This is a genomic window from Pseudoxanthomonas composti, from assembly GCF_004122095.1.
Taxonomy (GTDB): domain Bacteria; phylum Pseudomonadota; class Gammaproteobacteria; order Xanthomonadales; family Xanthomonadaceae; genus Pseudoxanthomonas_A; species Pseudoxanthomonas_A composti.
In genome coordinates, this window is the sequence record NZ_SAWZ01000001.1 from 376,277 (window position 1) to 401,988 (window position 25,712).

General features: G+C 67.1%; 26 protein-coding genes. 12 read left to right on the forward strand and 14 right to left on the reverse strand.

What is annotated here, in order from left to right; genetic code table 11:
- Nucleotides 1–79: 79 nt before the first annotated feature.
- A complete protein-coding gene (locus EPA99_RS01545) occupies nucleotides 80–1,186 on the forward strand; it encodes a sensor histidine kinase (protein ID WP_164978524.1) in 1,107 nt (368 codons plus the stop codon).
- Here EPA99_RS01545 and ppnN read toward each other — a convergent pair.
- The 5 genes from ppnN to grxD all read right to left on the reverse strand — a co-directional run bounded on the left by ppnN (nucleotide 1,146) and on the right by grxD (nucleotide 8,060).
- A complete protein-coding gene (ppnN, locus tag EPA99_RS01550) occupies nucleotides 1,146–2,528 on the reverse strand; it encodes a nucleotide 5'-monophosphate nucleosidase PpnN (protein WP_129469421.1) in 1,383 nt (460 codons plus the stop codon). The two genes, EPA99_RS01545 and ppnN, sit on opposite strands and share 41 nt — an antisense overlap.
- Nucleotides 2,529–2,644: 116 nt before the next feature.
- Nucleotides 2,645–5,905, reverse strand: coding sequence for a TonB-dependent receptor (locus tag EPA99_RS01555; protein ID WP_129469422.1), 3,261 nt, complete (start codon nucleotides 5,903–5,905; stop codon nucleotides 2,645–2,647).
- Between the two features lie 501 nt (nucleotides 5,906–6,406).
- On the reverse strand, nucleotides 6,407–7,006 hold the full coding sequence (locus EPA99_RS01560) for a YhgN family NAAT transporter (protein ID WP_129469423.1): 600 nt from the start codon (nucleotides 7,004–7,006) through the stop codon (nucleotides 6,407–6,409).
- Complete coding sequence (locus tag EPA99_RS01565; RefSeq protein ID WP_425479146.1) at nucleotides 7,003–7,743, reverse strand: SDR family NAD(P)-dependent oxidoreductase; 741 nt, start codon at nucleotides 7,741–7,743, stop codon at nucleotides 7,003–7,005. The genes EPA99_RS01560 and EPA99_RS01565 overlap by 4 nt, the downstream gene beginning before the upstream one ends.
- Nucleotides 7,740–8,060, reverse strand: a complete 321-nt coding sequence (grxD, locus tag EPA99_RS01570; protein WP_129469425.1) for a Grx4 family monothiol glutaredoxin — start codon at nucleotides 8,058–8,060, stop codon at nucleotides 7,740–7,742. The genes EPA99_RS01565 and grxD overlap by 4 nt, the downstream gene beginning before the upstream one ends.
- Before the next feature lie 141 nt (nucleotides 8,061–8,201).
- Here grxD and EPA99_RS01575 point away from each other — a divergent pair, with 141 nt between their 5' ends.
- On the forward strand, nucleotides 8,202–8,780 hold the full coding sequence (locus EPA99_RS01575; RefSeq protein ID WP_129469426.1) for a superoxide dismutase: 579 nt from the start codon (nucleotides 8,202–8,204) through the stop codon (nucleotides 8,778–8,780).
- A 397-nt stretch (nucleotides 8,781–9,177) separates the two neighbouring features.
- Here EPA99_RS01575 and EPA99_RS01580 read toward each other — a convergent pair whose 3' ends face one another.
- Nucleotides 9,178–10,320, reverse strand: a complete 1,143-nt coding sequence (locus EPA99_RS01580; protein ID WP_129469427.1) for a 5-(carboxyamino)imidazole ribonucleotide synthase — start codon at nucleotides 10,318–10,320, stop codon at nucleotides 9,178–9,180.
- Between the two features lie 138 nt (nucleotides 10,321–10,458).
- A complete protein-coding gene (gene purE / locus EPA99_RS01585; RefSeq protein ID WP_129469428.1) occupies nucleotides 10,459–10,962 on the reverse strand; it encodes a 5-(carboxyamino)imidazole ribonucleotide mutase in 504 nt (167 codons plus the stop codon).
- Nucleotides 10,963–11,025: 63 nt separating this feature from the next.
- Here purE and EPA99_RS01590 point away from each other — a divergent pair, with 63 nt between their 5' ends.
- From EPA99_RS01590 to EPA99_RS01600, 3 genes are read left to right on the forward strand one after another with little or no spacing between them, the layout of a single operon-like run.
- Nucleotides 11,026–11,295 (forward strand): Trm112 family protein, encoded by a 270-nt coding sequence (locus EPA99_RS01590; protein ID WP_129469429.1) that lies wholly within the window; start codon nucleotides 11,026–11,028, stop codon nucleotides 11,293–11,295.
- Between the two features lie 22 nt (nucleotides 11,296–11,317).
- Nucleotides 11,318–12,172 carry a carboxylating nicotinate-nucleotide diphosphorylase gene (gene nadC / locus EPA99_RS01595; protein ID WP_129469430.1) on the forward strand — a complete coding sequence of 285 codons (855 nt, stop codon included), beginning with the start codon at nucleotides 11,318–11,320 and terminating at the stop codon, nucleotides 12,170–12,172.
- A gap of 48 nt (nucleotides 12,173–12,220) precedes the next feature.
- The gene (locus tag EPA99_RS01600) at nucleotides 12,221–12,556 is read left to right on the forward strand and encodes a DUF3301 domain-containing protein (RefSeq protein WP_129469431.1); all 336 of its coding nucleotides are present in this window, start codon (nucleotides 12,221–12,223) and stop codon (nucleotides 12,554–12,556) included.
- A gap of 44 nt (nucleotides 12,557–12,600) precedes the next feature.
- Here EPA99_RS01600 and EPA99_RS01605 read toward each other — a convergent pair whose 3' ends face one another.
- The 7 genes from EPA99_RS01605 to EPA99_RS01635 form a co-directional block, all read right to left on the reverse strand.
- Entirely contained in the window at nucleotides 12,601–13,059 is a 459-nt protein-coding gene (locus tag EPA99_RS01605; RefSeq protein ID WP_129469432.1) for a ClpXP protease specificity-enhancing factor, read from the reverse strand.
- 107 nt (nucleotides 13,060–13,166) lie between these two features.
- The gene (locus EPA99_RS01610; protein ID WP_129469433.1) at nucleotides 13,167–13,805 is read right to left on the reverse strand and encodes a glutathione S-transferase N-terminal domain-containing protein; all 639 of its coding nucleotides are present in this window, start codon (nucleotides 13,803–13,805) and stop codon (nucleotides 13,167–13,169) included.
- 163 nt (nucleotides 13,806–13,968) lie between these two features.
- Complete coding sequence (locus EPA99_RS01615) at nucleotides 13,969–14,706, reverse strand: cytochrome c1 (protein WP_241688221.1); 738 nt, start codon at nucleotides 14,704–14,706, stop codon at nucleotides 13,969–13,971.
- A gap of 16 nt (nucleotides 14,707–14,722) precedes the next feature.
- The gene (locus EPA99_RS01620) at nucleotides 14,723–15,982 is read right to left on the reverse strand and encodes a cytochrome b (protein ID WP_129469434.1); all 1,260 of its coding nucleotides are present in this window, start codon (nucleotides 15,980–15,982) and stop codon (nucleotides 14,723–14,725) included.
- Nucleotides 15,982–16,602, reverse strand: a complete 621-nt coding sequence (gene petA, locus EPA99_RS01625) for a ubiquinol-cytochrome c reductase iron-sulfur subunit (RefSeq protein WP_129469435.1) — start codon at nucleotides 16,600–16,602, stop codon at nucleotides 15,982–15,984. The genes EPA99_RS01620 and petA overlap by 1 nt, the downstream gene beginning before the upstream one ends.
- 144 nt (nucleotides 16,603–16,746) lie before the next feature.
- Nucleotides 16,747–17,649 (reverse strand): lytic transglycosylase domain-containing protein, encoded by a 903-nt coding sequence (locus tag EPA99_RS01630; RefSeq protein WP_129469436.1) that lies wholly within the window; start codon nucleotides 17,647–17,649, stop codon nucleotides 16,747–16,749.
- 53 nt (nucleotides 17,650–17,702) lie between these two features.
- Complete coding sequence (locus EPA99_RS01635) at nucleotides 17,703–18,686, reverse strand: helix-turn-helix transcriptional regulator (protein WP_129469437.1); 984 nt, start codon at nucleotides 18,684–18,686, stop codon at nucleotides 17,703–17,705.
- Nucleotides 18,687–18,757: 71 nt separating this feature from the next.
- On the opposite strand from EPA99_RS01635, the gene EPA99_RS01640 reads away from it, so the two are divergent.
- The 7 genes from EPA99_RS01640 to EPA99_RS01670 all read left to right on the forward strand — a co-directional run bounded on the left by EPA99_RS01640 (nucleotide 18,758) and on the right by EPA99_RS01670 (nucleotide 25,423).
- The gene (locus EPA99_RS01640; protein WP_129469438.1) at nucleotides 18,758–19,378 is read left to right on the forward strand and encodes a glutathione S-transferase family protein; all 621 of its coding nucleotides are present in this window, start codon (nucleotides 18,758–18,760) and stop codon (nucleotides 19,376–19,378) included.
- Between the two features lie 71 nt (nucleotides 19,379–19,449).
- Nucleotides 19,450–20,883 (forward strand): tRNA (N6-isopentenyl adenosine(37)-C2)-methylthiotransferase MiaB, encoded by a 1,434-nt coding sequence (gene miaB, locus EPA99_RS01645; RefSeq protein WP_129469439.1) that lies wholly within the window; start codon nucleotides 19,450–19,452, stop codon nucleotides 20,881–20,883.
- Between the two features lie 168 nt (nucleotides 20,884–21,051).
- Nucleotides 21,052–22,035 (forward strand): PhoH family protein, encoded by a 984-nt coding sequence (locus EPA99_RS01650; RefSeq protein ID WP_129469440.1) that lies wholly within the window; start codon nucleotides 21,052–21,054, stop codon nucleotides 22,033–22,035.
- A 163-nt stretch (nucleotides 22,036–22,198) separates the two neighbouring features.
- Nucleotides 22,199–22,690: an rRNA maturation RNase YbeY gene (gene ybeY / locus EPA99_RS01655; RefSeq protein ID WP_129469441.1), complete on the forward strand. Its 492-nt coding sequence runs from the start codon at nucleotides 22,199–22,201 to the stop codon at nucleotides 22,688–22,690.
- On the forward strand, nucleotides 22,690–23,259 hold the full coding sequence (locus EPA99_RS01660) for a hypothetical protein (RefSeq protein ID WP_129469442.1): 570 nt from the start codon (nucleotides 22,690–22,692) through the stop codon (nucleotides 23,257–23,259). The genes ybeY and EPA99_RS01660 overlap by 1 nt, the downstream gene beginning before the upstream one ends.
- Before the next feature lie 85 nt (nucleotides 23,260–23,344).
- Entirely contained in the window at nucleotides 23,345–24,208 is an 864-nt protein-coding gene (locus tag EPA99_RS01665; protein WP_129469443.1) for a CorC family transporter, read from the forward strand.
- A gap of 9 nt (nucleotides 24,209–24,217) precedes the next feature.
- Nucleotides 24,218–25,423 (forward strand): lipoprotein N-acyltransferase Lnb domain-containing protein, encoded by a 1,206-nt coding sequence (locus EPA99_RS01670; RefSeq protein WP_129469444.1) that lies wholly within the window; start codon nucleotides 24,218–24,220, stop codon nucleotides 25,421–25,423.
- Nucleotides 25,424–25,712: the final 289 nt, after the last annotated feature.

The window sequence follows — 25,712 nt, forward strand, 5'->3', positions numbered from 1 at the left end:
AGCTCAACCCCTTATGACGCATCAGAATGCTAGTCGTATCATCCGCAGTTGCACTAGCATCCCTCGACGGACGGCAGAGATGGACCCACAGACGGACTCTCGCACCCCATCGCCCCCCGTCAACGGTGCCGCGATCGACATTCTCTGGACACCTGCACCTTTGATCTGGACGGTGTTGTGTGGCGAAGGCGTCGCCCTGCTGCTGGCGCTCAATCCGACCGGAGAACCTGGGACCTGGATCACATTTGCGATCGCTTCCATGGTGATTCAGTGGACCCTTCTGTCCGTGCTGGCCTCACTTCATCTATTACGCAGGTGGCTTCGGCGCGTGCGCCCGACCCGAGTGGCGCGCCTCGCCCTGGTCCTGTTGCTGCTCTACGCATGGGCCATCTCGGGATTTGCCCTCATGCTCACCGACCAATCCGACGGGGGAGCCGCTCCCTGGGCGAGACTAACCCGCGTCGGGCTGAGCGCACTACTTATCGGAATCGTCGCGCTTTCCGCATTCCAGAACCACTTACGCGCAACACGGCTCGTCGCTGCTACCAAGCAGGCGCAGCTTGATGCGCTGCAAGCGCGCGTCAAGCCGCATTTCCTTTTCAACGCGCTGAACGCCGCCGCATCACTGGTGCGACAGAACCCGTCAGCAGCGGAAGACGTTCTCCTCGATCTCTCCGATCTTTTCAGGGCCGCCATGAGAGCGCCTGGGATGGCGACACTGGGTGAGGAGCTCACTCTGGCACGCCGCTACCTGCAGATCGAAGCAATGCGTTTTGGCGACCGTCTCCAGGTGCAGTGGAGGATAGATCCAGCACTGGATCATGTCCCGGTGCCATCGCTAACGCTGCAACCGCTTGTGGAAAACGCGGTACTGCACGGCGTACAGGCCACGCTGGAACCATGCACCATCACGATCGCATGCCGGGCCGATGGCGACCAAGCGTGCCTCGAAGTCTCCAACACCCTTAGCGGCGCAGCTGCATCTGCTTCGCACCTCGGGCACAAGATTGGCTTGACCGCGGTACGAGAACGGCTGGCTACCGTCACGGGCCGGGACGATGCGCTGAGGGTCGACGCGACAGCGCAGCATTATCGCGTGATGATCACCCTGCCACTGAACAACGGCGGCCAACCACGCCCAAGGCTCAGCCCACCACGCGATAGCAGGGCTGGTAGTCCCCGCTGATCTTCATACGGCGCTGTTCGACGAAGGCCCGCAGCAGCGCGTCCAGGGCCTGCATCATTTCCGGGTCGCCCTTGATCTCGAACGGACCCAGTTCCTCGATGCGGGCCATCGCCTCCTCCTTCACGTTGCCGGCCACGATGCCCGAGAACGCACGCCGAAGGTCGGCCGCCAACGCAGAAGCCGGCCGCCCGCGGTGCAGGTCCAGCGCGGCCATGGCTTGGTGGGTCGGCACGAACGGCTGCTGGAATTCCAGCGGAATCTCGATGGCCCAATTGAAGAAATAGGAATCGCGCCGGGTCTTGCGGTGCTCGCGCACGTTGCGGATGCCCTCGGCCATGCGCGCGGCGACCTTGGGAGGATCGCCGACGATGATCTCGTAGCGCGAGGCGGCCTCGTCGCCCAGCGTCAGGCGAATGAACCGGTCGATCTGCTCGAAGTACGGCGCGGCGATGGCCGGACCGGTGAGGATCAGCGGGAACGGCAGTGCCGCGTTCTCCTCGCGCAACAGCAGGCCCAGCAGATAGAGGATCTCCTCGGCCGTGCCCACGCCGCCGGGGAACACCAGAATGCCGTGACCGATGCGAACGAAGGCCTCCAGGCGCTTCTCGATGTCCGGCATGATCACCAGGTGGTTGACGATGGGGTTGGGCGACTCGGCGGCGATGATGCCCGGCTCGGTCACGCCGATATAGCGCATGTCGTGGCGACGCTGCTTGGCGTGAGCGATGGTGGCGCCCTTCATCGGCCCCTTCATCGCGCCCGGGCCGCAGCCGGTGCAGATATCCAGGCCACGCAGGCCCAACTCGTAGCCGACCTGCTTGGTGTAAATGTATTCCTCGCGCGAGATCGAGTGTCCGCCCCAGCACACCACCAGGTTCGGTTCGGCGGGCTTGAGGATGTGGGCGTTGCGCAGCTGGCCGAACACCGCATCGGTGATGCCGGACGAGGTGCCCAGGTCGTCGACGCAGCCATCGCCCATCTCGATGGACATGTAGGCCAGGTCGCGCACGACGGCGAACAACAACTCGGCAACGCCGCTGATGATGGCCCCGTCGACGAAGGCCATGGCCGGTGCATTGGTCAGCTCGATCCGGATGCCGCGGTCGTATTGCCCGACCTGGATGTCAAAGTCCGGATAGAGGTCGCGCGCCGCGCGCGGATCGTCGGAGGCGCTGCCGCTGGTCAGGACCGCCAGCGCGCAGCGGCGCAGCAGTTCATGCATGCCGCCAGCCGAGGCATCGCGCAGGCGCGCGACCTCCACCCGCGACAGCATCGCCAACCCGCCCTTGGGGTAGACGTGGGTACTCACCACCGGCAACGCGCTCTTGGACCTGCCTTCCATCGATTCCTGACCTGGCTTCTTCGAAAACGTGCGGACTGTAGCGCAAAGCTGAACCGCGGACATGAAAAAACGGCCGGGTTTCCCCGGCCGTTCTCTCGACTCAAGCTACAACCGCATCAGAACTGGTAGCGGAAGCCCAGCTGGATCGACCACTGCGAGACACCCTGGTCGAAACCGTCGGCATCGGCATTGGCCACCACCGGCTCGTCGGCTGCGGTGAAGTTGTAGACATACTTGCCGTTGTTGATGCCCTGCAGGGTGGCAACGCGCGCATCGGCGAAGAAGCCGTAGTCGTAGATGTTGCCCCACTTCTTGTTGAGCAGGTTGCCAACGTTCTGGATGTCCACCCACAACTGCGACTTGTGGCCCTTGAACAGTCCCGGCAGTTCCTGGCTGATGCGCACGTCGAAGGTGTTGATCCAGCCGGTACGGAAGCCGTTGGCCGGTGCGTAACGACCTGCGTACTTGGCCAGCTGCGGGTTCGCCTGCAGCCACTCGAAGAAGCGCTGCTCCATGGCCGGATCGGCAACGAAGCTGTTCGCCGTGCCAGTCATGGTGCCGAACAGCACATCGCCCGGGCCCGTGGGCACGTAGAACAGGTCATTGGCGGTACGGGTGTCGCCGTTCGCGTCATTGGCGTAGACATAGCTGTACGGACGACCGCTGCGGCCTTCGTAGAACAAGCCGACGCTGGTCTTGTAGTCGCCGAAGAACTTGTGCTGCCAGTTGAGGTTGCCGGAAACGCGATCCTTGATCTCGTAGCGCGAGGTGGTCTCAACATCGCTGTTGGAATTGAATGCGTACTGGTAGCCCCAACCCGAGCTGGCCGTGGAGCTGGTCAGCGGGCCGACTTCCGTGGCCTGGGTGTAGGTGTAGTTCAGGCTCCAATCCCAGTCGCTGTTTTCGGACCACGGCTTGGAAAGGCCAACGGTGAACTGGTTGGTCTTGCCCTTGCTGGTGTTGTCGATCAGGAAGACGTTGTTGAAGGCGGCGTTGCGACCAAAGCGCGCATCGGCGTTCGCCCAGGCGCGGTTGACGGCGGTCGGCCTCCAGTACAGGTCGCGTCCATCGGGACCGATCGAATTAGGCACCGGACCTTCACCCGGCACCGGGGTCGGGCCAATGTTCAGCGACTGGTAGTACAGGCCATCCTTGACCTTGGTCGAGAGCCACTCAGCCGATGCCACGATGCCATACCACGGCAGCTCGTGATCGAATGCCAGGTTGGCCTTCCAGATCGAAGGCAGCTTGAAGTCCTTGCCCACCAGGTTGACGTTCTGCGTCGGCAGGGTGCCGGGGCCGGAGGGCACGGTCGGATTCTTACCGTCGGGTCCGAACGGAACGGTCGGGTCATAGGCCTGATAGTTGTAGGAGACGTAGTTCAGACCGGTGGTGTTGAAGCTGTTGCCCACCCAGACCTGCGGCGCGTCGCCCTGGAACAGGCCCACGCCACCACGCAGCTGCGTCGGACGGTCGCTGTCGAAGGTGTAGTTGAAGCCCAGGCGCGGCTGGATCAGGAAATCACCGCTGAAGAGCTTGCTGTTGTTGTAGCCAAACACCTGCTCGGCCTGCGCGTTGTACTGCGGGTCGCGATTGGTGTCGGGGCGATCGCCACGCACACCTGCCGTCAAGGTCAGGTTGTTGTTGACGTACCAGGTGTCCTGGATGAACAGGCCGAGATTGCTGTTCTTGTAGTCGGCCGCGATCGAGCCCGGCGAGGTCTCATAGCTCAGGTTATAGGAGCTGTAGCGACCCTGGGCGAAGTTGTTCAGCCCGGCGAAGGTATAGGTGCCGTACGAGTTGGCGCCGAAGAAGTTGTAGATGTCGTTGTCGGTGTACGCGAAGCCGAACTTCACGTCATGGTCGCCTACGTTCCACGTCGCCGCGCCGTAGTAGTCCCAGGTCTTGGTGAACAGCGAATTGCCGTGGGTGTTGGCTTCGGTACCGAGGTAGAGCGAGTCGCCGGTCGGCTGCGCCGCAGTGCCCGCGAAGTAGATGCGGATGCTCGGCGCGGTGCTGTCGGTCACGCGCACGGCGCTGTAGTCGCGATACGAGGCCTTGAACTCGGTCGAGAAGTTGTCGCTCCAGTCGCTGAAGAGCTGGCCGACGTAGCTCTCAACGGTCTTCTGGTGCGTGTACCAGTACGAGCTCAACGAAACGCTCGAAGTCGCCATGCCTTGGATGCGCAGCTGGTTCTGCTCCAGCTTGCTGTAGCGCAGGCTCGCACGGTGGTTGTCGTTGATGTTCCAGTCCAGCTTCAGCGCATACTCTTCCAGATCCGTGTTGGCATTGCTGCTCAGGCCGCCCGCGTTGATCCCGTAACCCTCAGCGATCTGCTGGGCGCGCTCGATATCGCCCATATCGATGAAGGTGTCGTTCGGATTGACCGTGGTCGCCTTGCCCAGCGCGGTGGTCGACAGGTCGAAGCCCGGCGCCTTGCGCTCCTGCTTTTCGTAGTTGGCGAAGAAGAACAGCTTGTCCTTGACGATCGGTCCGCCGATCGTGGCGCCGTAGGTGGTTTCCTTGTCGAAACCATTGAAGGGCTGGCCTTCCGGGTTGTCGCCGAACCAGTCGCCATCGCGCAGGTTGCCGTAGAACGAACCGTGGAACTCATTGGTACCGGACTTGGTGACCGCGTTGACGGTCGCGCCCGATGCGCTCGGCAGGCTGACATCGTAGTTGGACAGGTTGATGTCGATGGCTTCGATGGCTTCCATGGACACCGGCTGACGGCGGGTGGTCATGTTGTTGCCTTCCAGGCCGAACGTGTCGCTGGCGGAGACGCCATCGATGTTGATCTGGTTGTAGCGAGGATTCTGGCCGCCGGCCGAGATGGTGCCCGAGGCGCGGTCGATGAAGGCCACGCGCGGATCCAGGCGCATGAAGTCCTGGATGTTGCCGTTGATCGAGGGCAGCGCGTCGATGGTCTGCTCGGTGATGTTGGTGCCCGAGCCGGTCTTGGTGGCACTGAACACGCTGGAGCCGCCGCTGAAGCCGATCGCCGTCACGGTGCCCAGCTGAGTCACATCGCCCGTCAGCGCCGCATTGACCGTGTTGACCTGGTTGAGGCTCAGGAACACGCCGTCCTCGGTCTTGGTGCCTTCGCCCGGCTTGGTGACCGTCACCGTGTACGGACCGCCGACGCGCAGGCCGCGGGCAACGTAACGACCGGCTTCATCGGTGGAAGCGCGGCTGACCGTACCGGACTCAACGTGAGTGATGGTGACCTCGGCGCCAGCGACCGGGGTGCCGGAGGCGCTGGTGACGGTGCCGCCGACGCCTGCGGACGTGCTCTGGGCGAAGGTGGGAGCGGCTGCGAGGGCAGCCACGAGACCAAGCGCGAGCTTGGACGTCCGGATGCGACGGGATTGTTTCATTGCAAAAGCCTCGTAAGAGTTTTGGGCGAACGGCTGAAAACGTATGAGACGTCACGCCAGAGGCGCCCTTCCGCCCGTGCGGAGGAGGCTGGTCACACCTTTGCAGACCCCTGGCCTTGCCGGCCCATGTGCTGGGGCGCAACAAGTTAACGACAGGTTAACACGATAGGTGCCCAATGTGACCGTTTGGTGACGGTTTTGGGGCCACATTTTTGGCCCAGGCTGAACACGATGTCGTTGCCGTGACTCCACCGGCAACCCCCGCAGCCAGGCGATGACCGGATATGTTGGACACGCCATCCGGGCCGAGCCGGGTCGGCCGGAGCCGGACCCCATGTCGCTCCCACCACCCGCGCAGACAGCCTCTGGACGTGGTGCTGGCCCCTACGTTCGGCCCGGCAGCCTTCCCGGCCTGGCGCTCACCACCGGGTGGATCCATGACAGCCGGGACCGGGCACGCCACCTCTCGCACCGGGGTGCCGGGGTGCCTACACCCCGCGCTCAGATCGTCTTGGGCAGCCCCAGGTAGGTGCCGATGCCGTCGAGGAACATCTGCACCGAGATGGCGATCAGCAACATGCCCATCAGGCGCTCGATGGCGGTCAGCGCGCGCATGCCCAGGAATTTGTACAGCACCGTGGCCGAGAACAGGATCGCCGCGGTCAGGCCCCAGGCGATCATCAGTGCCAGGCTCCACTCGCCCAGGCGCTCGGGCTCGTTGCTGCCCATCAGCATTACCGCGGCCATGCCCGAGGGCCCGGCCACCAGCGGAATGGCCAGCGGCACGATGAAGGGCTCGCCGCCGGGGATCTCACCCATCAGGCCTTCCGGCCGCGGGAAGATCATGCGGATACCGATCAGGAACAGCACGATGCCCCCGGCGATCTGCACCGACTCCTGACGCAGGTGCATGGCCTCCAGGAAATGCTTGCCGGCCCACAGGAAGATCATCAGCACCGCCAGGGCGATGAGCAGCTCGCGCACCAGCACGATGCGCTGCCGGCGCGGCGGCAGCGGCCGCAGCACCGACAGGAAGATGGGGATGTTGCCCAGCGGATCCAGGATCAGGAACAGCAGCAGGGCCGCCGAGACGATGGTCATGCGGGAAGCTTCCAGATGTCGCCGCGATGGTCTGCGCCGGCCGCGGACAGGAGGTGGACGCAGGCCGGCACCACGCGGTCCACGGGAAGACCTTGGTGGTCATCGGCGTACGCCCGTCCACGCAAGGCTGTGCGCATCGGCGGTAGCTGCAGGCCGCTGACACGCACGTGGCTGGAGGCCAGTTCGGCATGCAGCATCGAGACCAGCCCGACCATGCCGTGGTGGGCGACGCCGTAGCCGCCCCAATAGGCCTCACCGACGCGCGCCGGATCGTCCATGGCGAACACCACGGCCGCATCCTCGGCGGCGCGCAGCAGCGGCAGGCAGGCCTGGGTCAGCCACCAGCGCGCGGTCAGGTTGACGTGGATGGCGCGGGCGAAGACGGCCGGGTCGGTCTGCTCCAGCGGCGTCAGGCCGCGGAACTCGGCCGCGCAGTGCAGCACGCCATGCAGCGCACCCAGCTCCGAGCCGATCCGTTCGGCGAGCGCAGCCAGGTCCTCGGGCGTGGCGCCTTCCAGATCCAGCGGATACAGGAACGGCTCGCTGCCCTGCCTGGCGCACGCGTCGTACACCGCACCAAGTTTGCGCGGCGAGCGCCCCAGCAGCACCAGGCTGGCACCTTGCGCGGCGCAGGCCACGGCGGCGGCCGCGCCCAGCCCGCCCTGCGCGCCGACGATCAGGATCACGCGCCCGGCCAGGGTGCCGGACGCGTGCGGCGTGGTCTGCATGCCGCTCACTCGGACAGGGCTTCGGCGACGATGCGGCCGAGCTCGCCGGACTCGAAGAGTTCCAGCGTGATGTCGCAGCCGCCGATCAGCTCGCCATGGATGAAGAGCTGCGGATAGGTCGGCCAATTGGAGAAACGCGGCAGGTTGGCGCGGATCTCCGGCTCTTCCAGCACGTTGATCGTATGCACGTGCGTTGCCCCGGCCGAACGCAGCGCCTCGATGGCGCGACTGGAGAAAGCACACATCGGATAATCCGGCGTGCCCTTCATGAAGAGCACCAGCGGATGGTTCTCCACCTCCGCCTGGATCCGTTCCAGCACCGGCATGATGATTTCTCCTGCATTGACGGTATGCCTACCCCCGTCGGGTAAACTTCGCCCCGGCTCCCGCCACGCGGGATGCGACATTGTAAGCGCTGCGTGCCCGCACCGGCGCCTGCCACCCACCGCCACAGCCCAGAGGTAGCCATGGCCATCGAATTGCCCCCCCTTCCGTATGACCGCACCGCGCTGGAGCCGCATATCTCCGGCGAGACGATCGATTTCCACTACGGCAAGCATCACAAGACCTACGTGGACAACCTCAACAAGATGATCGAGGGCACCGAGTTCGCTTCGCTGCCGCTGGAGGAGATCATCAAGAAGTCCCAGGGCGGCATGTTCAACAACGCCGCGCAGGTGTGGAACCACACCTTCTACTGGAACTGTCTCAAGCCCAATGGTGGCGGCGAGCCGACCGGCAAGCTGGCCGAGCTGATCAACCAGGCCTTCGGCGATTTCGCCAAGTTCAAGGAAGAGTTCACCAAGACCGCCATCGGCACCTTCGGCTCGGGCTGGGGCTGGCTGGTGCAGCGTCCGGATGGCTCGCTGGGCCTGGTGAGCACCTCCAATGCCGCCACCCCGCTGACCAGCGAGGACACCCCGCTGCTGACCATCGATGTGTGGGAGCACGCCTACTACATCGACTACCGCAATGCCCGTCCTAAGTACGTCGAGTCGTTCTGGGCGCTGGTCAACTGGGACTTCGTGTCCAGCAAGCTGGCCTGAGCGTTCCGACAGGTGCAAGGAAGAGCCGGGGAAACCCGGCTTTTCTGCTTTCCAGACTTGGCTGGTGTTGGGAGTGGGCGTTTTCGAGGAGTGCCGCCACACCGTGAGCGCACGGGCGATCAGACTACTGGACCGGGGTCGGGACAGGCGCGCTGCGGACCGATCGACCGGGGCGCCCTGTCAGCCAGTGCGAGGTAGACGCCCGATGGATGTCAGCGATCACCGATAAACGAGCCGGCCAGCGCCCTGGTGTCTTGATTGGCCCATGGGTGGGCGCATACGCGCGTCTTGTGCCGCGAAGGCGACGATGCCATCGGACATGCGCTGATGCGCGTGCCGATGACTTCGCCGGTGACGGACGTTGCAGGCGCCCGCGCGGCGCCCGCAGCACGCGCGGTCAGCCGCGCAGGCGCGCGATGACCGGTGCCACCTGAGCGTGGCGGTCCAGCTGCTCGCCGGCGGCATGCAGCGCATCGACCAGGCCCAGGGTGGTGTCGGCGCGGAAGGTGGCGTGGCCGACCTTGCGGCCTTCGCGCGGCTCCTTGCCGTAGTCGTGCCAGTGCCCGCCAGGCTGGCCCAGCACGCCACGCGCATCGGGCAGCGCACCCAACCAGTTGAGCATGCAGGCCTGGCCGCGGGCACGGGTGCTGCCCAGCGGCAGGCCGACCACGGCCCGGATGTGGTTCTCGAACTGCGAGGCCTCGGCGCCCTCGATGGTCCAATGACCCGAGTTGTGCACGCGCGGAGCCATCTCGTTGGCCAGCAGGCGGCCATCGCAGCAGAACAGCTCCAGCGCGAACACGCCCACGTAGTCCAGCCGCTCGGCGATCTTGTGCGCGGCCAGCCGCGCCTGCTCGGCCAGGGCGCCTTCCACCGCCACCGGCGAGAGGCTGGCCGAAAGCACGCCATCGACGTGCCAGTTCTCGGTCAGGGGCCAGGTCTGGAATTCGCCATCGCGGCCACGTACGGCGATCACCGAGATCTCGCGCTGGAACCGCACGAAGCCTTCCAGGATCAGGCCGGTCTTCTCCACACTGGGGCCAAGGGCCGTCCAGGCCGCCTCCAGGTCCTGCGGGGCATTGATGCGGAACTGGCCCTTGCCGTCGTATCCCAGCCTGCGCGTCTTGAGGATGCACGGCGTGCCCAGCGCGGCCACCGCCTGCTCCAGCTGCGCCCGGCTGGCGATGTCGGCGAACGGCGGCACCTCGATGCCCAGCTCGCGGAACAGCGTCTTCTCCAGCAGGCGGTCCTGCGCCAGCGCCAGGGCCTGCGGGTTGGGAAACACCGGCAGGCGCTGCGCCAGCCACTGTGCGCTGCGGGCCGGCACGTTCTCAAAGTCGAAGGTGACCACATCGACTTGCGAGGCGAACTCGGCCAGCGCCGACTCATCGCCGTACTCGCCCACCATCAACGGCGCAACCTGTCCTGCGCAGGCATCGGCCGACGGGTCCAGCACCATGAAGCGCAGGCCCATGGGGGCACCTGCCAGGGCCAACATGCGGGCCAGCTGCCCGCCCCCGAGAATACCGACGGTCATCATGTCCGGATCAGCTCCTATTGCGTGTCGCGTAAATCGATGCGGCATCGTCCGGCCCCGGCTCGCCCTTCCCCGCCAAAACCTCAGGGGAGAGGCGCGCGGCGCTTGCGCCCCGCGCCGATGCCTCGACACCGGCGGCCATCATTGCCGTGGATCGTCCGCGGCCATGACATCGGCCGTCTGCCTGCTACGGAAATCCTGCAGCGCCTGACCGATGCCGGCGTGCTCATGGGCCAGCATCGCCGCGGCGAACAGCGCCGCGTTGGCGGCACCGGCATTGCCGATGGCGAAGGTGGCCACGGGGATTCCCGCCGGCATCTGCACGATGGACAGCAGCGAATCCATGCCGTTAAGCGCCTTGGACTGCACCGGCACGCCCAGCACCGGCACGGCGGTCTTGGACGCCAGCATGCCCGGCAGATGCGCTGCGCCGCCCGCGCCGGCAATGATCGCGCGCAGGCCACGGCCCGCGGCCTGCTCGGCGTAGGAGAACAGCACGTCGGGCGTGCGATGGGCCGAAACGACCTTCACCTCATACGGCACGCCCAGCGCATCGAGCTTGCTGGCGGCGTGCTGCATGGTCTCCCAGTCCGAGCGGGATCCCATCACGATGCCGACGATGGCGGTGGTCTGGCTGGCGGTCACGGTTGGCCGTCCCCTGTCTTAAAGACGTATTCTAGCCGCCTTCAACGTAATCCGACTTCCCCCATGGACCGCAAATTGCTCGACATCCTGTGCTGCCCGGCCTCCCGCCAGCCCCTGCAGTTGCTGGAAAGCCGCGGACTGGACGTGATCAACGCGGCGGTCTCCAGCGGCACGCTCAAGCGCGTGGACGACGCCCCCCAGACCGCGCCGCTGCGCGAGGCGCTGGTCACCCGCGACCGCAAGACGGTGTACCGCATCGACGACGGCATCCCGGTGCTGCTGGTGGAAGAAGGCATCGCCACCGCCCAGCTCGCCGATTTCCCGACGCGCTGACCGCGCAGGGCTGACCGCGTCGATGGATCCGATCCCCTCACCGCCCGAGGCCGTCGTCCAGGCCAATGTCCTGGCCGCCCTGGGCGAGGACCTGGGCAGCGGCGATGTCACCGCCGCGCTGCTCGAGGACCAGCCGGCCAGCGCCTACCTGCTGTGCAAGGAAGGCGCCGTGGTGGCGGGCCGGCCCTGGTTCGACGCCACCCATCGCGCGCTGGACCCGCAGGTACGCATCGACTGGCAGGTGGTGGAAGGCCAGCGGGTCGACGCTGGCACGGTGCTGGCGCTGTTGCACGGCCATACCCGCGCCCTGGTCTCGGCCGAGCGCACCTCGCTCAACTTCATGCAGACCCTGTGCGCCACCGCCACGGTCACCGCCCAGTACGTGGCCGCCGTGGCCGGCACCGGCGCGCGCATCCTGGACACGCGCAAGACCGTGCCCGGCCTGCGCATGGCGCAGAAGTACGCGGTGCGCTGCGGCGGCGGCATGAATCACCGCATTGGGCTGTTCGATACCGTGATGCTGAAGGAGAACCACGTCCGCGCCGCCGGCTCGATCACCGCCGCCATCGCCATGGCGCGCGCCGCCCAGCCCACGCTGCCGCTGGTGGTGGAGGTGGAGACGCTGGAGGAGCTGCATGATGCGCTGGCCGCCGGCTGCGACCGCATCCTCATCGACGACTTCGATGCCCAGATGCGCCGCGAGGCGGTGCGCATGGCCGCAGGGCGCGTCCCGCTGGAGGTTTCCGGCAGCGTGGACATGGCCACCCTGGCCGGCATCGCTGCCGATGGCGTGGACTACATCTCCATCGGCGCGCTGACCAAGCATGTGCGCGCCATCGATCTGTCGCTCAAGCTCGGCCCGCCGCCGGCGCGCTGACCCTGCCGGCATCTTGAAGCGGTACACCCGCCCCGCCATCCTGCGCCCATGCCCGAACTCATCCTGATCATGATCGCCTGCGCCGCCGGCTATGCCTGGTGGAATGCCTCGCGTGCCGCCTCCGAGCGGGCGACCCAGGTCGGTCGCAATGCCTGCCGCAATGCCGGGGTGATCCTGCTGGACGAAAGCGTGCACGCCACCGGCCTGCGCCTGCGTCGCAACGAGGATGGCCGCCTGGGCGTGGAGCGCAACTTCCGCTTCGATTATTCCTACGACGGCGTGGAGCGACACACCGGGCGCATGGTGCTGCGCGGCGATGCGCTGGTGAGCTTCATCGGCCCGGTGGGCTCCACCGCGCAGGTGCGTCCGCTGGTGCGGGAGTAAGACGCTGCAGGCACCCACGCGCCGTCGGCCCGCGGTGACCGCGCTTACTTGACGATGCGCAGGTGCGGGCGCTTGCCCGCCGGCGGCGGCTCGTCCGGCGTGGTCGGCGAATCGCTGCTCTGCTCCACCAGTTCCAGCTCCGCCGCCGCAGGCGCCTCGTCGCGGGTGGCGCCCACGTCCTCGGGCAGCGCCATGCCCTGACCGGTCTCGCGCGAGTAGATCGCCAGCACCGCACTGATCGGCACCATGACCGGGTAGCTCACCCCGCCGAAGCGCGCGTTGAAGCTGACCGCCTCATTGCTGATCATCAGGTTGGCCACCGCCCGCTGGGCGATGTTCAACACCACACGGCCGTCCTTCACCGCGCTGGCAGGGACCTGCACGCCGGCCTGCGTGGCGTCCACCAGCAGGTGGGGCGTCATGTCGTTATCGGCGATCCACTCGGCCAGCGCCCGCAGCAGGTACGGGCGATGGCTGGTCATTGGGGGGAATTCCTGGGTCATGCCCGGAGTTTAAAGGAACGAGTGGAGAGGAACGAGAAACGAGGGCAACCCGAGACCCATGCCTTGTCCTCGCTCGTTCCTCGTTTCTCTAAACTCGTTTCTCGCCCTCAGGCCGGCAGCTCGCGCAGCTTGCGCTCCTGTTCGGTCAGGCTGCGGGCGAAGCCCGGGTTGCGGAAGATGCGGTTGCCGTAGTCCTCGATGACCTTGGCGCCCTCCTTGGGCAGCGGGATCTCCAGGGCCTCCAGGCGCCAGATGATGGGCGCCATCGCGCAATCGGCCAGGCTCATTTCCGGGTTGAGGAAGAACTTGCTCGCCTTGAACAGCGGCACCGAGGCAGTGAGCAGCTCCTTCAGGCGCTTGCGGCCGGCATCGGCCTGGGCCTTGTTGCCCAGCTGGATGGCCTGCACCTGCGGCACCCAGTCGTGCTCGATGCGCAGCATCGCCAGCCGCAGGCGCGCGCGGGAGAGCGGGTCGACCGGCATCAGCGGCGGGTGCGGGTAGCGCTCGTCCAGGTACTCGCTGACCACCGAGGCGGCGTAGAGCACCAGGTCGCGCTCCACCAGGGTGGGCACGGAGTGGTAGGGATTGAGGTCGATCAGGTCTTCGGGGGGGTTCTGCGGATCCACCGGGACCAGGTCGTAGGTCACGCCCTTGGCCGCCAGCACCAGCCGGACGCGATGGCACAGGACATCATCGGTGGAGGAAAACACAGTCAGGGTATTGCGCATGCGTGGGCTCACAGCCATTTGAGGCTCTCCGGGCGACCGGAATCCGCCGGTCGTACCGACGCCGCCGGCCCTGTGCCGACGGTCGTCACGGGCCCTGGGGCCGGCCCTCCACGGCCGCAGACTTCGGTGTCGGCGACCCCGGAGCTCCCTCCCGGGGCAGAACCGGCACGGGGGTACCGGTTCAGTGAACGTCCTTCCAATATTCCTTTTTGAGCAAATACGCCAGGAAGGTCAAGAGCACCAGGAACAACACCACCCAGACGCCCATGCTCTGGCGCTTCAGCGCGGCAGGCTCGCCGGCGTATTCCAGGAAGTTGGTGATGTCGCGCACGGTCTGGTCGAACTCGGCAGCGGTCTGCCGGCCCGGCACCTTGATCTCCAGGCCCTCCACCGGCTGTTCGCCCAGTTCGTTCTTCTTGCCCAGCTTGGCCTGCTGCAGGCCCTGTAGCTCCCACAGCGGATTGGGCATGGAGGCATTGGGGAACAGGCGGTTGTTCCAGCCCAGCGGACGACTCTGGTCCAGGTAGAACGACTTGAGGTAGGTATACAGCCAGTCGGTCCCGCGCACGCGGGCGATCAGGCTCAGGTCCGGCGGCGCCTTGCCGAACCACTGCTCCCCCGCCGCGGGCGGCATCGCCGAATGGATCTGCTCGCCGATGGCCGCGCCGTTGAAGTTGAGGTTGGTCATGACCTCTTCCTCGCTCAGGCCCAGGTCGCTGGCCATGCGCGAGTAACGCAGATACTTGAGCGAGTGGCAGCCGGAGCAGTTGTTCATGAACAACTGCGCGCCCCGCTGCAGCGAGGCCCTATCGCCCAGGTCGTTGCCCGCCTGCTGCAACGCCGCCCCACCCTCGGCCGCCTGCGCGCTACCAGCCAAGGCCAGCGCCAGCACCACCACGAGCTTCCTGCCCCAGCTCATCGGCATCCTCCAGCGCTTAGTCATGGGCGGCCACCCGATCCGGCACCGGCCGGGTCTTGTCGATCCGCGTCCATAGCGGCATGGTCAGGAAGAACAGGAAGTAGTACAGCGTCAGCACACGGCCGATGTAGGTCTCCATCACCTCGGTGCCCGGGCCGGCACCGATCTTGCCCAGCCAGATGAAGGCGATGGCGAAGCCGAACAGCAGTCCCTTGGACAGCCAGCCGCGATAGCGATAGGACTTGACCTTGGCCCGGTCCAGCCACGGCACGAAGAACAGGATGATGATCGCGCCGAACATCACCATCACCCCGCCCAGCTTGTCCGGCACCACGCGCAACATCGCGTAGTACGGCGTGTAGTACCACACCGGCTTGATGTGCTCGGGGGTGACCAGGCGGTTGGCCTCGGTGAAGTTGTCGTGTTCCAGGAACCAGCCGCCGAAGCCGGGGGCAAAGAAGATGATGAAGGCCGCGATGATCAGCAGGAAGCCGACGCCCACCAGATCCTTCACCGTGTAGTACGGATGGAAGGGAATGGTGTCCACCGGCGCGGACTTGCTCCAGGCATTGCCCTTGGGGCCATGCTTGGTATCGATGCCGTCGGGGTTGTTGGAACCCACCTCGTGCAGCGCGCCCAGGTGCAGCACCACCAGCAGCAACAGCACCAGCGGCAGGGCGATCACGTGCAGGGCGAAGAAGCGGTTGAGCGTGGCATCGCCGGGCAGGTAGTCGCCCATGATCCACTCGGTCAGGCCGTTGCCGATGACCGGGATGGCGCCGAACAGCGAGATGATCACCTTGGCGCCCCAGAAGGACATCTGGCCCCAGGGCAGCACGTAGCCCATGAAGGCTTCGGCCATCAGCACCAGGTAGATCAGCATGCCGAGAATCCACACCAGCTCGCGCGGACGCTGGTAGCTGCCGTAGAGCAGGCCGCGGAACATGTGCAGGTAGACGACGATGAAGAACAGCGAGGCGCCGGTGGAGTGCATGTACCGGATCAGCCAGCCCCACTCGACGTCGCGCATGATGTACTCGACCGAGGCGAAGGCCTCGGCCGCGCTGGTCTTGTAGTGCATCGTCAGGAAGATGCCGGTGACGATCTGGTTGACCAGGATCAGCAGCGCCAGCGAGCCGAAGTAGTACCAGAAGTTGAAGTTCTTCGGCGCGTAGTACTCGGTCATGTGCTTGCGGTACATGGGCATCAGCCCAGGCGCGCGCGCGTTGACCCAATCGGCCACGTTGCCCGCGGTCCGCATCAAGATGTTCGCCATCAGGCAGCCCCTTCCGGATCGACGCCGATCACGATGGTGTTGTCATCCTGATAGTGGTGAGGGGGCACCAGCAGGTTCAGTGGGGCCGGCACGCCCTCGAACACGCGCCCGGCCATGTCGAAGCGCGACTTGTGGCAGGGGCAGAAGTAGCCGCCCTTCCACTGTGGGTCGTAGGGCTCGGGGCGGATCTCGGCGACCATCTCCGGCGAGCAGCCCAGATGGGTGCACAGGCCGACCAGCACCGAGACGTCGGGCTTGATCGAGCGCAGCTCGGGATTCTTGTCCAGCACGTACTTGGGCTGCTGGTCCACGCTCTCGGACTTGGGATCGCGCAGGCGATCGTCCAGCGTGGGCAGCGCGTCCAGGATGGCCTTGGAACGCTTGACGATCCAGATGGGCTGGCCGCGCCATTCCAGGATCAGGCGCTGGCCTTCCTGCAGGGCGCTGATGTCGGCGGTGACCGGTGCGCCGGCCAGCTTGGCCCGGGTGCTCGGATTCCACGACTTGATGAAGGGAATTGCGGTGATGCCGGCGCCCACGGCGCCCACCACGGCGGTGGTAGCCGTGAGAAATCTACGTCGACCTGTATCCACAGGCCCGTTGAACCCATCTATGGCCATCCGGCCCCTCCGCGGTGTGACTGTGGGTAGCTGACAGGCTGCCGGGCAAACGTGTGGGGTACGAATGCCGCGAAGTTGCCGGAGTGTAAGGGAAGCTTTACGACGCCGACAAACTGGACTTTCGCATCAGAGAGCGATTTAGGCTTACTGCGCTGCAACAGCCGAGCGGTAGCGATCGGCCAGCAGACCGACCCGCTGCACGTAGCGCTGGGTCTCGCTGTAGGGCGGCACGCCGCCGTGCTTGTCCACCGCGCCCTCGCCCGCGTTGTAGCCGGCCGCGGCCAGGGTCAGGTTGCCGTTGAAGCGCTTGAGCAGCCAGGCCAGGTACTGCACGCCGCCGCGGATGTTCTGGCTGGCGTCGTAGGAATCGCTCACGCCGAAGCGGCGCGCGGTGGCCGGCATCAGCTGCATCAAGCCCTGGGCGCCGGCACGCGACAGGGCCAGCGGGTTGTACGCCGACTCGGCATGGATGATGGCGCGCACGATGGCCTCGTCCACGCCGTACTCGCGCGCCGCCGCGGCGATCTCGGCCTGGTAGCTGGCGGTGTTCAAGCGCACCTGGCCGAAGTTCACGCCCGGGTTGCCGCAGGCGTAGCAGCGCTCGATGAAGCTGTACTTGATGGTGCGGACATTGGCCAGGGCCACGCCGGCCGGGCGCACGCTGGTGTAGTGGCGCACGCCGTCCTTGACGTAGGAATAGACCTGGCCGCTGACCACGCGCTGGGGCGCGGCAGTGGGCCTGGGCAGTGCGTCCGGCTGGCTGCCGGCGGCGGCCGACAGCGCCGCCGGCACGGCCCTGGGCACTTGCTCGGCAGCCTTGGCCGCCGGCTCCAGCGCGGGGACTGGGCGCGGCGCGGCGACCACCGGCGCGGCGCGGCGCGGGCCGGGCGTATAGCGGCTGACGATCTCGCAGCGGGCCCCGGACGGGCGTTTGCTCACATAGCTGGTGATGCCATCGCCACCCACGCACTTGTACAGCGTGCCGGCACTGGCCGGCAGTGCGACCAGTGCAGCGGCGATCATCCCCAGTCGCAGCACCCCCTTCATCGGCGCGAGTCTCCCAGCTTCGTCGAAGGATTCCAAGCAAAAATCCGGCCAGATCAGCCAGATGCGTGCGTTTCGGGCTGCAGGTCCCGGCCCAGCCGTGCCTGCAGCGTGTCCAGGCTGGCCCGCATCTGCGCAAGCAACGTCGGGCTTGAGGCCCGGACCAGGTCGAAGTCGACCTCCAGGGTCAACATCAGGCTGGCCAGCAGGGCCGGCGAGTCGGCGCTGAGGGTCAGCAGGCAATGGCTGGCGCTTTCGGGCTCGGGCACGCCACACCAGCCGGGAATGCTGGCGCGCACCTGCGCCAGGGTGCCGGCCAGCCGCACCACCAGGCGATGCTCGAAGGGGGACTGGCTCACCGCGCGCCGCACCATCGCCTCTGGCGATTCCGGCGTGGGGCGGCGGATGCCCTGCCCCGGCTGCGGCCTCAGGCCCTGGATCCGGTCGACGCGGAAGGTGCGCCAGTCGGCGCGATCGAGATCGAAGGCCAGCAGGTACCAGCGGCGGCCATCGTTGACCAGGTGGTGGGCATCGACCCGGCGCTCGCTGCCGTGGCCGGCGAAGCTGCGATACGCGAACACGAGCCGGCCAGCCCCGCGGCAGGCCTGGGCCAGCTGCCCCAGCAGGCGGGCATCGGTCGGCGGCGGATCGGACAGCGAGGCGGTGGCCGCATGCACCTGACCGCTCTGGCGGCGCAACCGGGTCGGCACCAGCGGGTCGAGCTTGCCCAACAGGCGCTCGGCGGTGTCCTCGATTCCACCGACGCTGGCCGCTGCCGCGCGCAAGGCCACCGCCATGGTCACGGCCTCCTCCTCCTCGAACAACAGCGGAAGCGCCGGCGCGTTGGCCCCCATCCGGTAGCCGCCGCCGGTGCCGGAGGAGGACTGGATGGGATAGCCGAGCTGACGCAAGCGCTCGACATCGCGGCGGATGCTGCGCCGGTCCACGCCCATCCGCTCGGCCAGCTCGGCGCCCGGCCAGAACCGCCGGGCCTGCAACAGGGCGATCAGGCGCAGCAGGCGGGCGGCGGTATGGCGCACAGGCGTTCTCGCGGACAGTTTGCGTCCGCAATGATCCCTAGGATGGCGCCACTTTCCAAGGGAGCACGCCCATGTCCGACCGCCACATCACCCTGTTCCACGCCATCCCCTCGCGCGCTTCCGGGGTGCTCACCCTGCTGGAGGAACTGGGCGCGGACTACGAGGTGAAGCTGCTGGACCTGAAGGCCGGCGACAACCTCAAGCCCGACTACCTGGCGGTCAACCCGATGGGCAAGGTCCCGGCGATCCTGCACCAGGGCGCGCTGGTGACCGAGCAGGTGGCGATCTTCATCTACCTGGGCGATCTGTACGCCGATGCGGGCCTGGCCCCGGCGATCGGCGACCCGCTGCGCGGGCCCTACCTGCGCTGGCTGGCCTTCCACGGCTCGTGCTTCGAGCCGGCGCTGATCGACAAGGCGCTCAAGCGCGAGCCTGCCCCGCGCGGCATGTCGCCTTTCGTCGATGCCGACACGGTGATGCAGGTGGTGCAGGACCAGCTGGCTGCGGGCGACTACCTGCTGGGCGAGCGCTTCACCGTGGCCGACGTGCTGTGGGGCAGCGCACTGGGCTGGCTGGTCGGCTTCGGCCTGGTGCAGGCCACGCCGGAGATCGCCCGCTACCTGCAGCGGGTCACCACGCGGCCGGCGTTCGAACGCGCCCGCCAGCTCGACGCGGCCCGCGCCGGCGGCTAGGACCAGGGGAACACGGCGGAAGAAGCCGGTAAACTAGCCGGCTTTCCCGCCACCCGACTGGATTAAGCACCATGACCGGGACGCCAGACGTCACCACGCCCCTCGCGGGCGATTCCACCCTCGTGCCCCTGCCCGGCCTGGCCCACAAGCCGGCCCAGGTGCGCGGCAAGCTCTACATCAAGACCCACGGGTGCCAGATGAACGAGTACGACTCGGCCAAGATGGCCGACGTGCTTGCCCAGGCCGAGGGCCTGGAGCTGACCGACAAGCCCGAGGAGGCCGACGTCATCCTGGTCAACACCTGCTCCATTCGCGAGAAGGCGCAGGAGAAGGTCTTCAGCCAGCTCGGCCGCTGGAAGGAGTTCAAGACCGGCGGGCGCCAGGTATTGATCGGCGTGGGCGGCTGCGTGGCCTCGCAGGAGGGCGAAGCCATCGTCAAGCGCGCGCCCTACGTGGACCTGGTGTTCGGCCCGCAGACGCTGCACCGCCTGCCCGAGCTGATCCGCGCCCGCCGCGAGCAGAACAAGCCGCAGGTGGACATCAGCTTCCCGGAGATCGAGAAGTTCGACGCGCTGCCGCAGCCGCGCGCCGAAGGTCCCTCGGCTTTCGTCTCGATCATGGAAGGCTGCAGCAAGTACTGCAGTTTCTGCGTGGTGCCCTACACCCGCGGCACCGAAGTCAGCCGCCCGTTCGAGGATGTGCTAGTGGAAGTGGCGCAGCTGGCGTCCCAGGGCGTGCGCGAGATCAATCTGCTGGGCCAGAACGTCAATGCCTATCGCGGCCCGTACGGCGAGGAGGGCGAAGTCGCGGACCTGGGCATGCTGATCCGCACGATCGCGCAGATCGAGGGCGTGGGCCGCATCCGCTTCACCACCTCGCACCCGCTGGAGTTCTCCGACTCGCTGGTCGATGCCTATCGCGACGTGCCGCAGCTGGCGAACTTCCTGCACCTGCCGGTGCAGGCCGGCAGCGACCGCATCCTCAGCGCGATGAAGCGCGGCTACACCGCGCTGGAGTTCAAGTCCAAGATCCGCAAGCTGCGCGCGGTGCGGCCGGACATCTCGATCAGCTCGGACTTCATCGTCGGCTTTCCCGGCGAGACTGAGGCGGACTTCGAGAAGACCATGAAGCTGATCGAGGACGTGGGCTTCGATCAGAGTTTTTCCTTCATCTACTCGCGCCGCCCAGGCACGCCGGCGGCCGACCTGGAGGACACCACCAGCGAGGCGGACAAGCACGCGCGCCTGTCGCGCCTGCAGGCGCGTATCAACCAGTTCGCCGCGGAGATCTCGCAGAAGATGGTCGGCACCACCCAGACGGTGCTGGTGGAAGGGCCCTCGCGCAAGAACCCCAACGAGCTGACCGGCAAGACCGAGAACATGCGCTCGGTGAACTTCCCCGGCCATCCGCGCCTGATCGGCCAGTTCGTGGATGTGGTGATCACCGAGGCGATGACCAACTCGCTGCGCGCACGCGTGGCGCTGCAGGACGACGCCGCGGCCTGAGCGACCGCGGTCTGGCGCGGCGCTTCCCGCTCGACGGGCCGCCGCGCGGCGGTCGACGGCACGCACAGGCCGGAGTTCGTGAGCGTGGGCGCCCGAGACGCTGCGACACGCCCGCCCCCGCAATCCATGACGCCGGCTTGCGTGGCTTCGCGCTACGCTTGCGCCCCTATGAACATGCCCTACCGCGACTTCACCCTGGACCCCTACGACACCGAGCAGCTGGCCAACCTGGCCGGGCCGTTCGACGCCCACCTGCGCCAGATCGAGCTCAAGCTGGGCGTGCAGATTTCCAACCGCGGCAACGTCTTCCGCGTGGAAGGCACGGACAAGGCCATGGCGGCGGCCGAGCAATTGTTGCGCGCCCTGTACGCGGAGGCAGCCACGGAGGTGTTCGATGCCGACGCCATCCACCTGCGGCTTAACGAAGCCAACGTGGATCACATCGCCGCAGGCGGCTACGAGGCGCAGGAAGTCACGGTGCGGGTCAAGCGCGGCACCCTGCGCGGGCGCGGCCCGAACCAGGCCGCCTACCTGCATGCCATCGCCACCCATGACATCAACTTCGGCATCGGCCCGGCCGGCACCGGCAAGACCTACCTGGCCGTGGCCATGGCGGTGGACGCGCTGAACGAGTCGCGCGTGCAGCGGCTGATCCTGGTACGCCCGGCGGTGGAAGCCGGCGAGAAGCTCGGCTTCCTGCCGGGCGACCTGACCCAGAAGGTCGACCCCTACCTGCGTCCCCTGTACGACGCGCTGTACGAAATGATGGGCGTGGAAAAGGTGGTCAAGCTGCTGGAGAAGAACGTCATCGAGATCGCCCCGCTGGCCTATATGCGTGGCCGCACGCTCAATGACGCTTTCGTGATCCTGGACGAGGCGCAGAACACCAGCATCGAGCAGATGAAGATGTTCCTGACCCGTATCGGCTACGGCAGCACCGCGGTGGTGACTGGCGACATGACGCAGATCGACCTGCCCAAGCACCAGAAGTCCGGGTTGAAGGACGCCATCGAGGTGCTGGGCGACGTGGAGGGCGTGTCTTTCACCTTCTTCAACAGCCGCGACGTGGTGCGCCACCCGCTGGTGGCGCGCATCGTGCGGGCCTACGACGCGCGCGACGAGCGCAACGAGGCCAGCGGCCCTTCGAACTGAATCGCCTCCCGGGGCGCGTGTCGATGGACCGACCCGCCCGGATGCTCGCGCAGCGCGCGATGCGTGAGCGCCGTGGGCGCCCGTCACTGAGGCGAATGGGTTCGTCGCCGCCTTCGGCAGGCGGGCGCATAATGCGCCCAGCCCACGTCACGCCCGCATCGCCATGACCCAAGGTCCTGTCCATCTCGAAGTCGCCGTCAGCTACGCGCTGCCGCGCACTGGCCTGCCTGCGGCGGTGAGCTTCCGCAAGTGGGTCGCCGCGGCGCTGAAAGGGCGCATCCGCGAAGCCGACCTGGCCATCCGCATCGTCGATGCCAAGGAAGGGCAGTCGTTGAACCGGCACTATCGTGGCAAGGACTACGCGACCAATGTGCTGTCCTTTCCCGGCGAGTTGGACGAGGACATCAAGCTGCCGCCGGGGGTCACCATGCCCCTGCTGGGCGATCTGGTGATCTGCGCGCCGGTCGTGGCCCGGGAGGCCAAGGAACAGGGCAAGCCGCTGGCCGCCCACTACGCGCACCTGACCGTGCACGGCACCTTGCACCTGCTGGGCTGGGACCACGAGGACGACAAGGATGCCGAGGCGATGGAGCAGCTCGAACGCGAGATCCTGGCCGAGCTGGGCATCGCCGACCCCTACGCGGGAGAGCGCTGATGCGTATCGCGCGCCGATCCCTGCTGCTGACCGCGGCCCTGGCCGCCCCGCTGGCGGCGGCCGCGCCGCCTGCGGCCGGCCCCGACCTGGCCGCGCTGATCGAATGCCGGGCGGAGATCTCCGACTTCCTGTCGGCCGAGCCGATGGCCAAGGACCCGGCGCAGGCCGCCGCCCTGGGCTGGCAGCCGCTGCCGCAGAAGAACATGTTCATGCGCGAGTTCAAGCTGGCCAGCCCGATCCGCGTGTTCGGCCACGCCACCGACCAGATCGCCTTCTACAGCGACAACATCATGGCCATCGTCGACGTTCCCGACCCGCGCCCGCTGGCCCGGGAACTGCAGCTGGAGACCGGGATCGACACGCCGGACAAGGCGATCTTCGGCAAGGAAGTGCGCAGCACCCAGACCTTCGATGAGAAAACCGGCGCCACGCTGATCCAGTCCATCATCCTCAACGTGTCCAACGTCGGGTCGCACCCGGGCAAGACCCTGGTCGGCTGCACCTACAACCTGGATACCGAGGGTCCGGAACCGCCGACCCCCACCGCCCCGACCGTGGACGCCCGCTAGCCCCGCCGCCGCCCTGGCTGGCGCCGCCGGGGCTTCTGCTAGACTGCCAGGGCTCGTCCCTCCTCCCAGGGGCGTGAAGACATTGATGTCCGAAGATGACAGTCGCTCCTCGCCGGAGCTTCCCGAAAAACGACGCGGTTGGCTCGAACGCCTGAGCCACGCATTCTCCGGCGAGCCCGAATCCCGCGAGGACCTCGTCGCGCTGCTGCGCGACGCCCAGAGCAACGGCGTGCTGGCCGCCGACACCTTGAAGATGATGGAAGGGGCCATGTCGGTGGCCGAGCTGACCGTGGGCGATGTGATGATCTCGCGCTCGCAGATGGTCTCCCTGCCTGTCGAAGGCGAGCTGGGCGCCCTGCTCGACCAGGTGGTCGAGTCCGGGCACTCCCGCTTCCCGGTCCATGGCGAGAACCGCGACGAGATCCTGGGCATCCTGCTGGCCAAGGACCTGCTGCGCGGGGTGGTCTCCGACCGCGGCGGCACCACCGTGCGCGAGCTGCTGCGCCCGGCCGTGCTGATCCCCGAATCCAAGAAGCTCAACGTGCTGCTGAAGGAGTTCCGGCTCTCTCGCAATCACATGGCGCTGGTGGTGGACGAGTACGGCGGCGTGGCCGGGCTGGTCACCATCGAGGACGTGCTGGAGCAGATCGTCGGCGACATCGACGATGAGCACGACGACGCCGAGGACGAGGCGCTGCTGATCTCGGCCCAGGCCGATGGCCAGTACGTGGTCGATGCGCTGACGCCGATCGGGGATTTCAACGAGCGCTTCGGCGCGGACTTCCCAGACGACGAGTACGACACCGTTGGCGGTCTGGTGACTTCGGCCATCGGCCATCTGCCCGAGACCGGCGAGGAGCTGACGCTGGGCCGTTTCGCTTTCCGCGTGGCCAAGGCCGATGGACGTCGCGTGCACGCCTTCCACGTCGGCATCCTGCCCGAAGCCTGAGGGCGACCCATGTCCGTGCGATCGATCGCGCTGAGCCTGCTGGGGCTATGCCTGCTGTCCGTGGGGATGGTGCTGGGCATTCCCGGCGCTAGCGCCGCCCCGCGCATCGGCGTGGCAACGATGCAGCCGGGCGAGGTGTTCTTCGAACGCTTCGGGCATGACGCCATCGTCGTGCAGGACCCGCTCAGCGGGCGCGCCACCTCGTACAACTTCGGCTTCTTCGACCCGACCGAGCCGGACTTCAACGCCAACTTCGCCCGTGGCGTGATGATGTATTACCTGGTGGCGCTGCCGCTGGAGCGGGACCTGGCCAACTACCAGGCCGAAGGCCGCGGGGTGAGCATCCAGTGGCTCAACTTGCCGCCTGCACAGGCACAGGCGCTGGCCGAGACGCTGGCTCGCCGGGCGCAGCCGGACCAGGCGCGCTACCGCTACGAATACTTCACCAACAACTGCGCCACCCAGGTGCGCGACACCCTGGATGCGGCCATGGGCGGTGCGCTCAAGCGCCAGTTCGCCGGGCGCTCGCGCGGGAACACCTATCGCACCGAGTCGGTGCGCCTTGCCTCGCCGGCGCTGTGGATGTGGGTCGGCTTCGACCTCGGGCTCGGGCCCTATGCCGACAGGCCGCTGTCGCGCTGGGACGAGGGCTTCGTGCCGATGCGGCTGGCGGCGATGCTGGCCGAGGCCAAGCTGCCCGATGGCACGCCGCTGGTCAGCCGCACCGAGCAGGTGCTGCCACATCGCATCGCACCGGAGCCGCCGGAGGCCGCGCGCCCCTGGTGGCCGTGGCTGCTGGCGGGCGTGGGCGTGGCCCTGGCGCTGGTGCTGCTGGCGCGCAAGACCCCGCGCGCGGTGCTCGCGCTGGCCCTGCCGCTGTGGCTGCTGTGCGGGCTGGGCGGACTGACGCTGCTGTATCTGTGGGGCATCACCGAGCACCAGGCCGCCTGGGCCAATCGCAACCTGTTGCTGCTCAATCCGCTGTGCCTTGCCCTGCTGGTGGGCGCCATCGCACCGCTGCGCGGCCGGGCTGCGGCCGGCTGGTGGCGGGCCACGCTTGGCATCGTCGCCCTGAGTGGGTTGATCGCCTGGGTGCTGCACTGGTTTCCGTTCGGCTTCCAGGACAACCGCGCCTGGGTCGCGCTGCTGCTGCCGATCCACCTGGCCTTGGCCTATGTCTTCGGGCGAGGCAAGGCGCGGGTCGGCGCGAGTTAAGACCGGCTCTCCTGCCGGCAGGGATGGAGAAACGCGAGGCGCGTGCGTATCGCAATCGTGCGATGGCGATGGTCGGGCTGGCGTTGACCGCGTCGAAGCATGCTGTGGGAGCGGCTCGATTCTGACGAAGACAATTTGCTCCACGCACTGTTGCGCCCGCGGCGTCCTGCCTGACCTCCCGTGACCACCGCCCGCCAGCCAGCCGGCCGGCCGTTGCACGCACCAGGGTCGAGCGCTTCGTTTGCCGAAGCCCAAAGCCAACCGCAGCGGGCCTGGCCCTGAGCCGGAG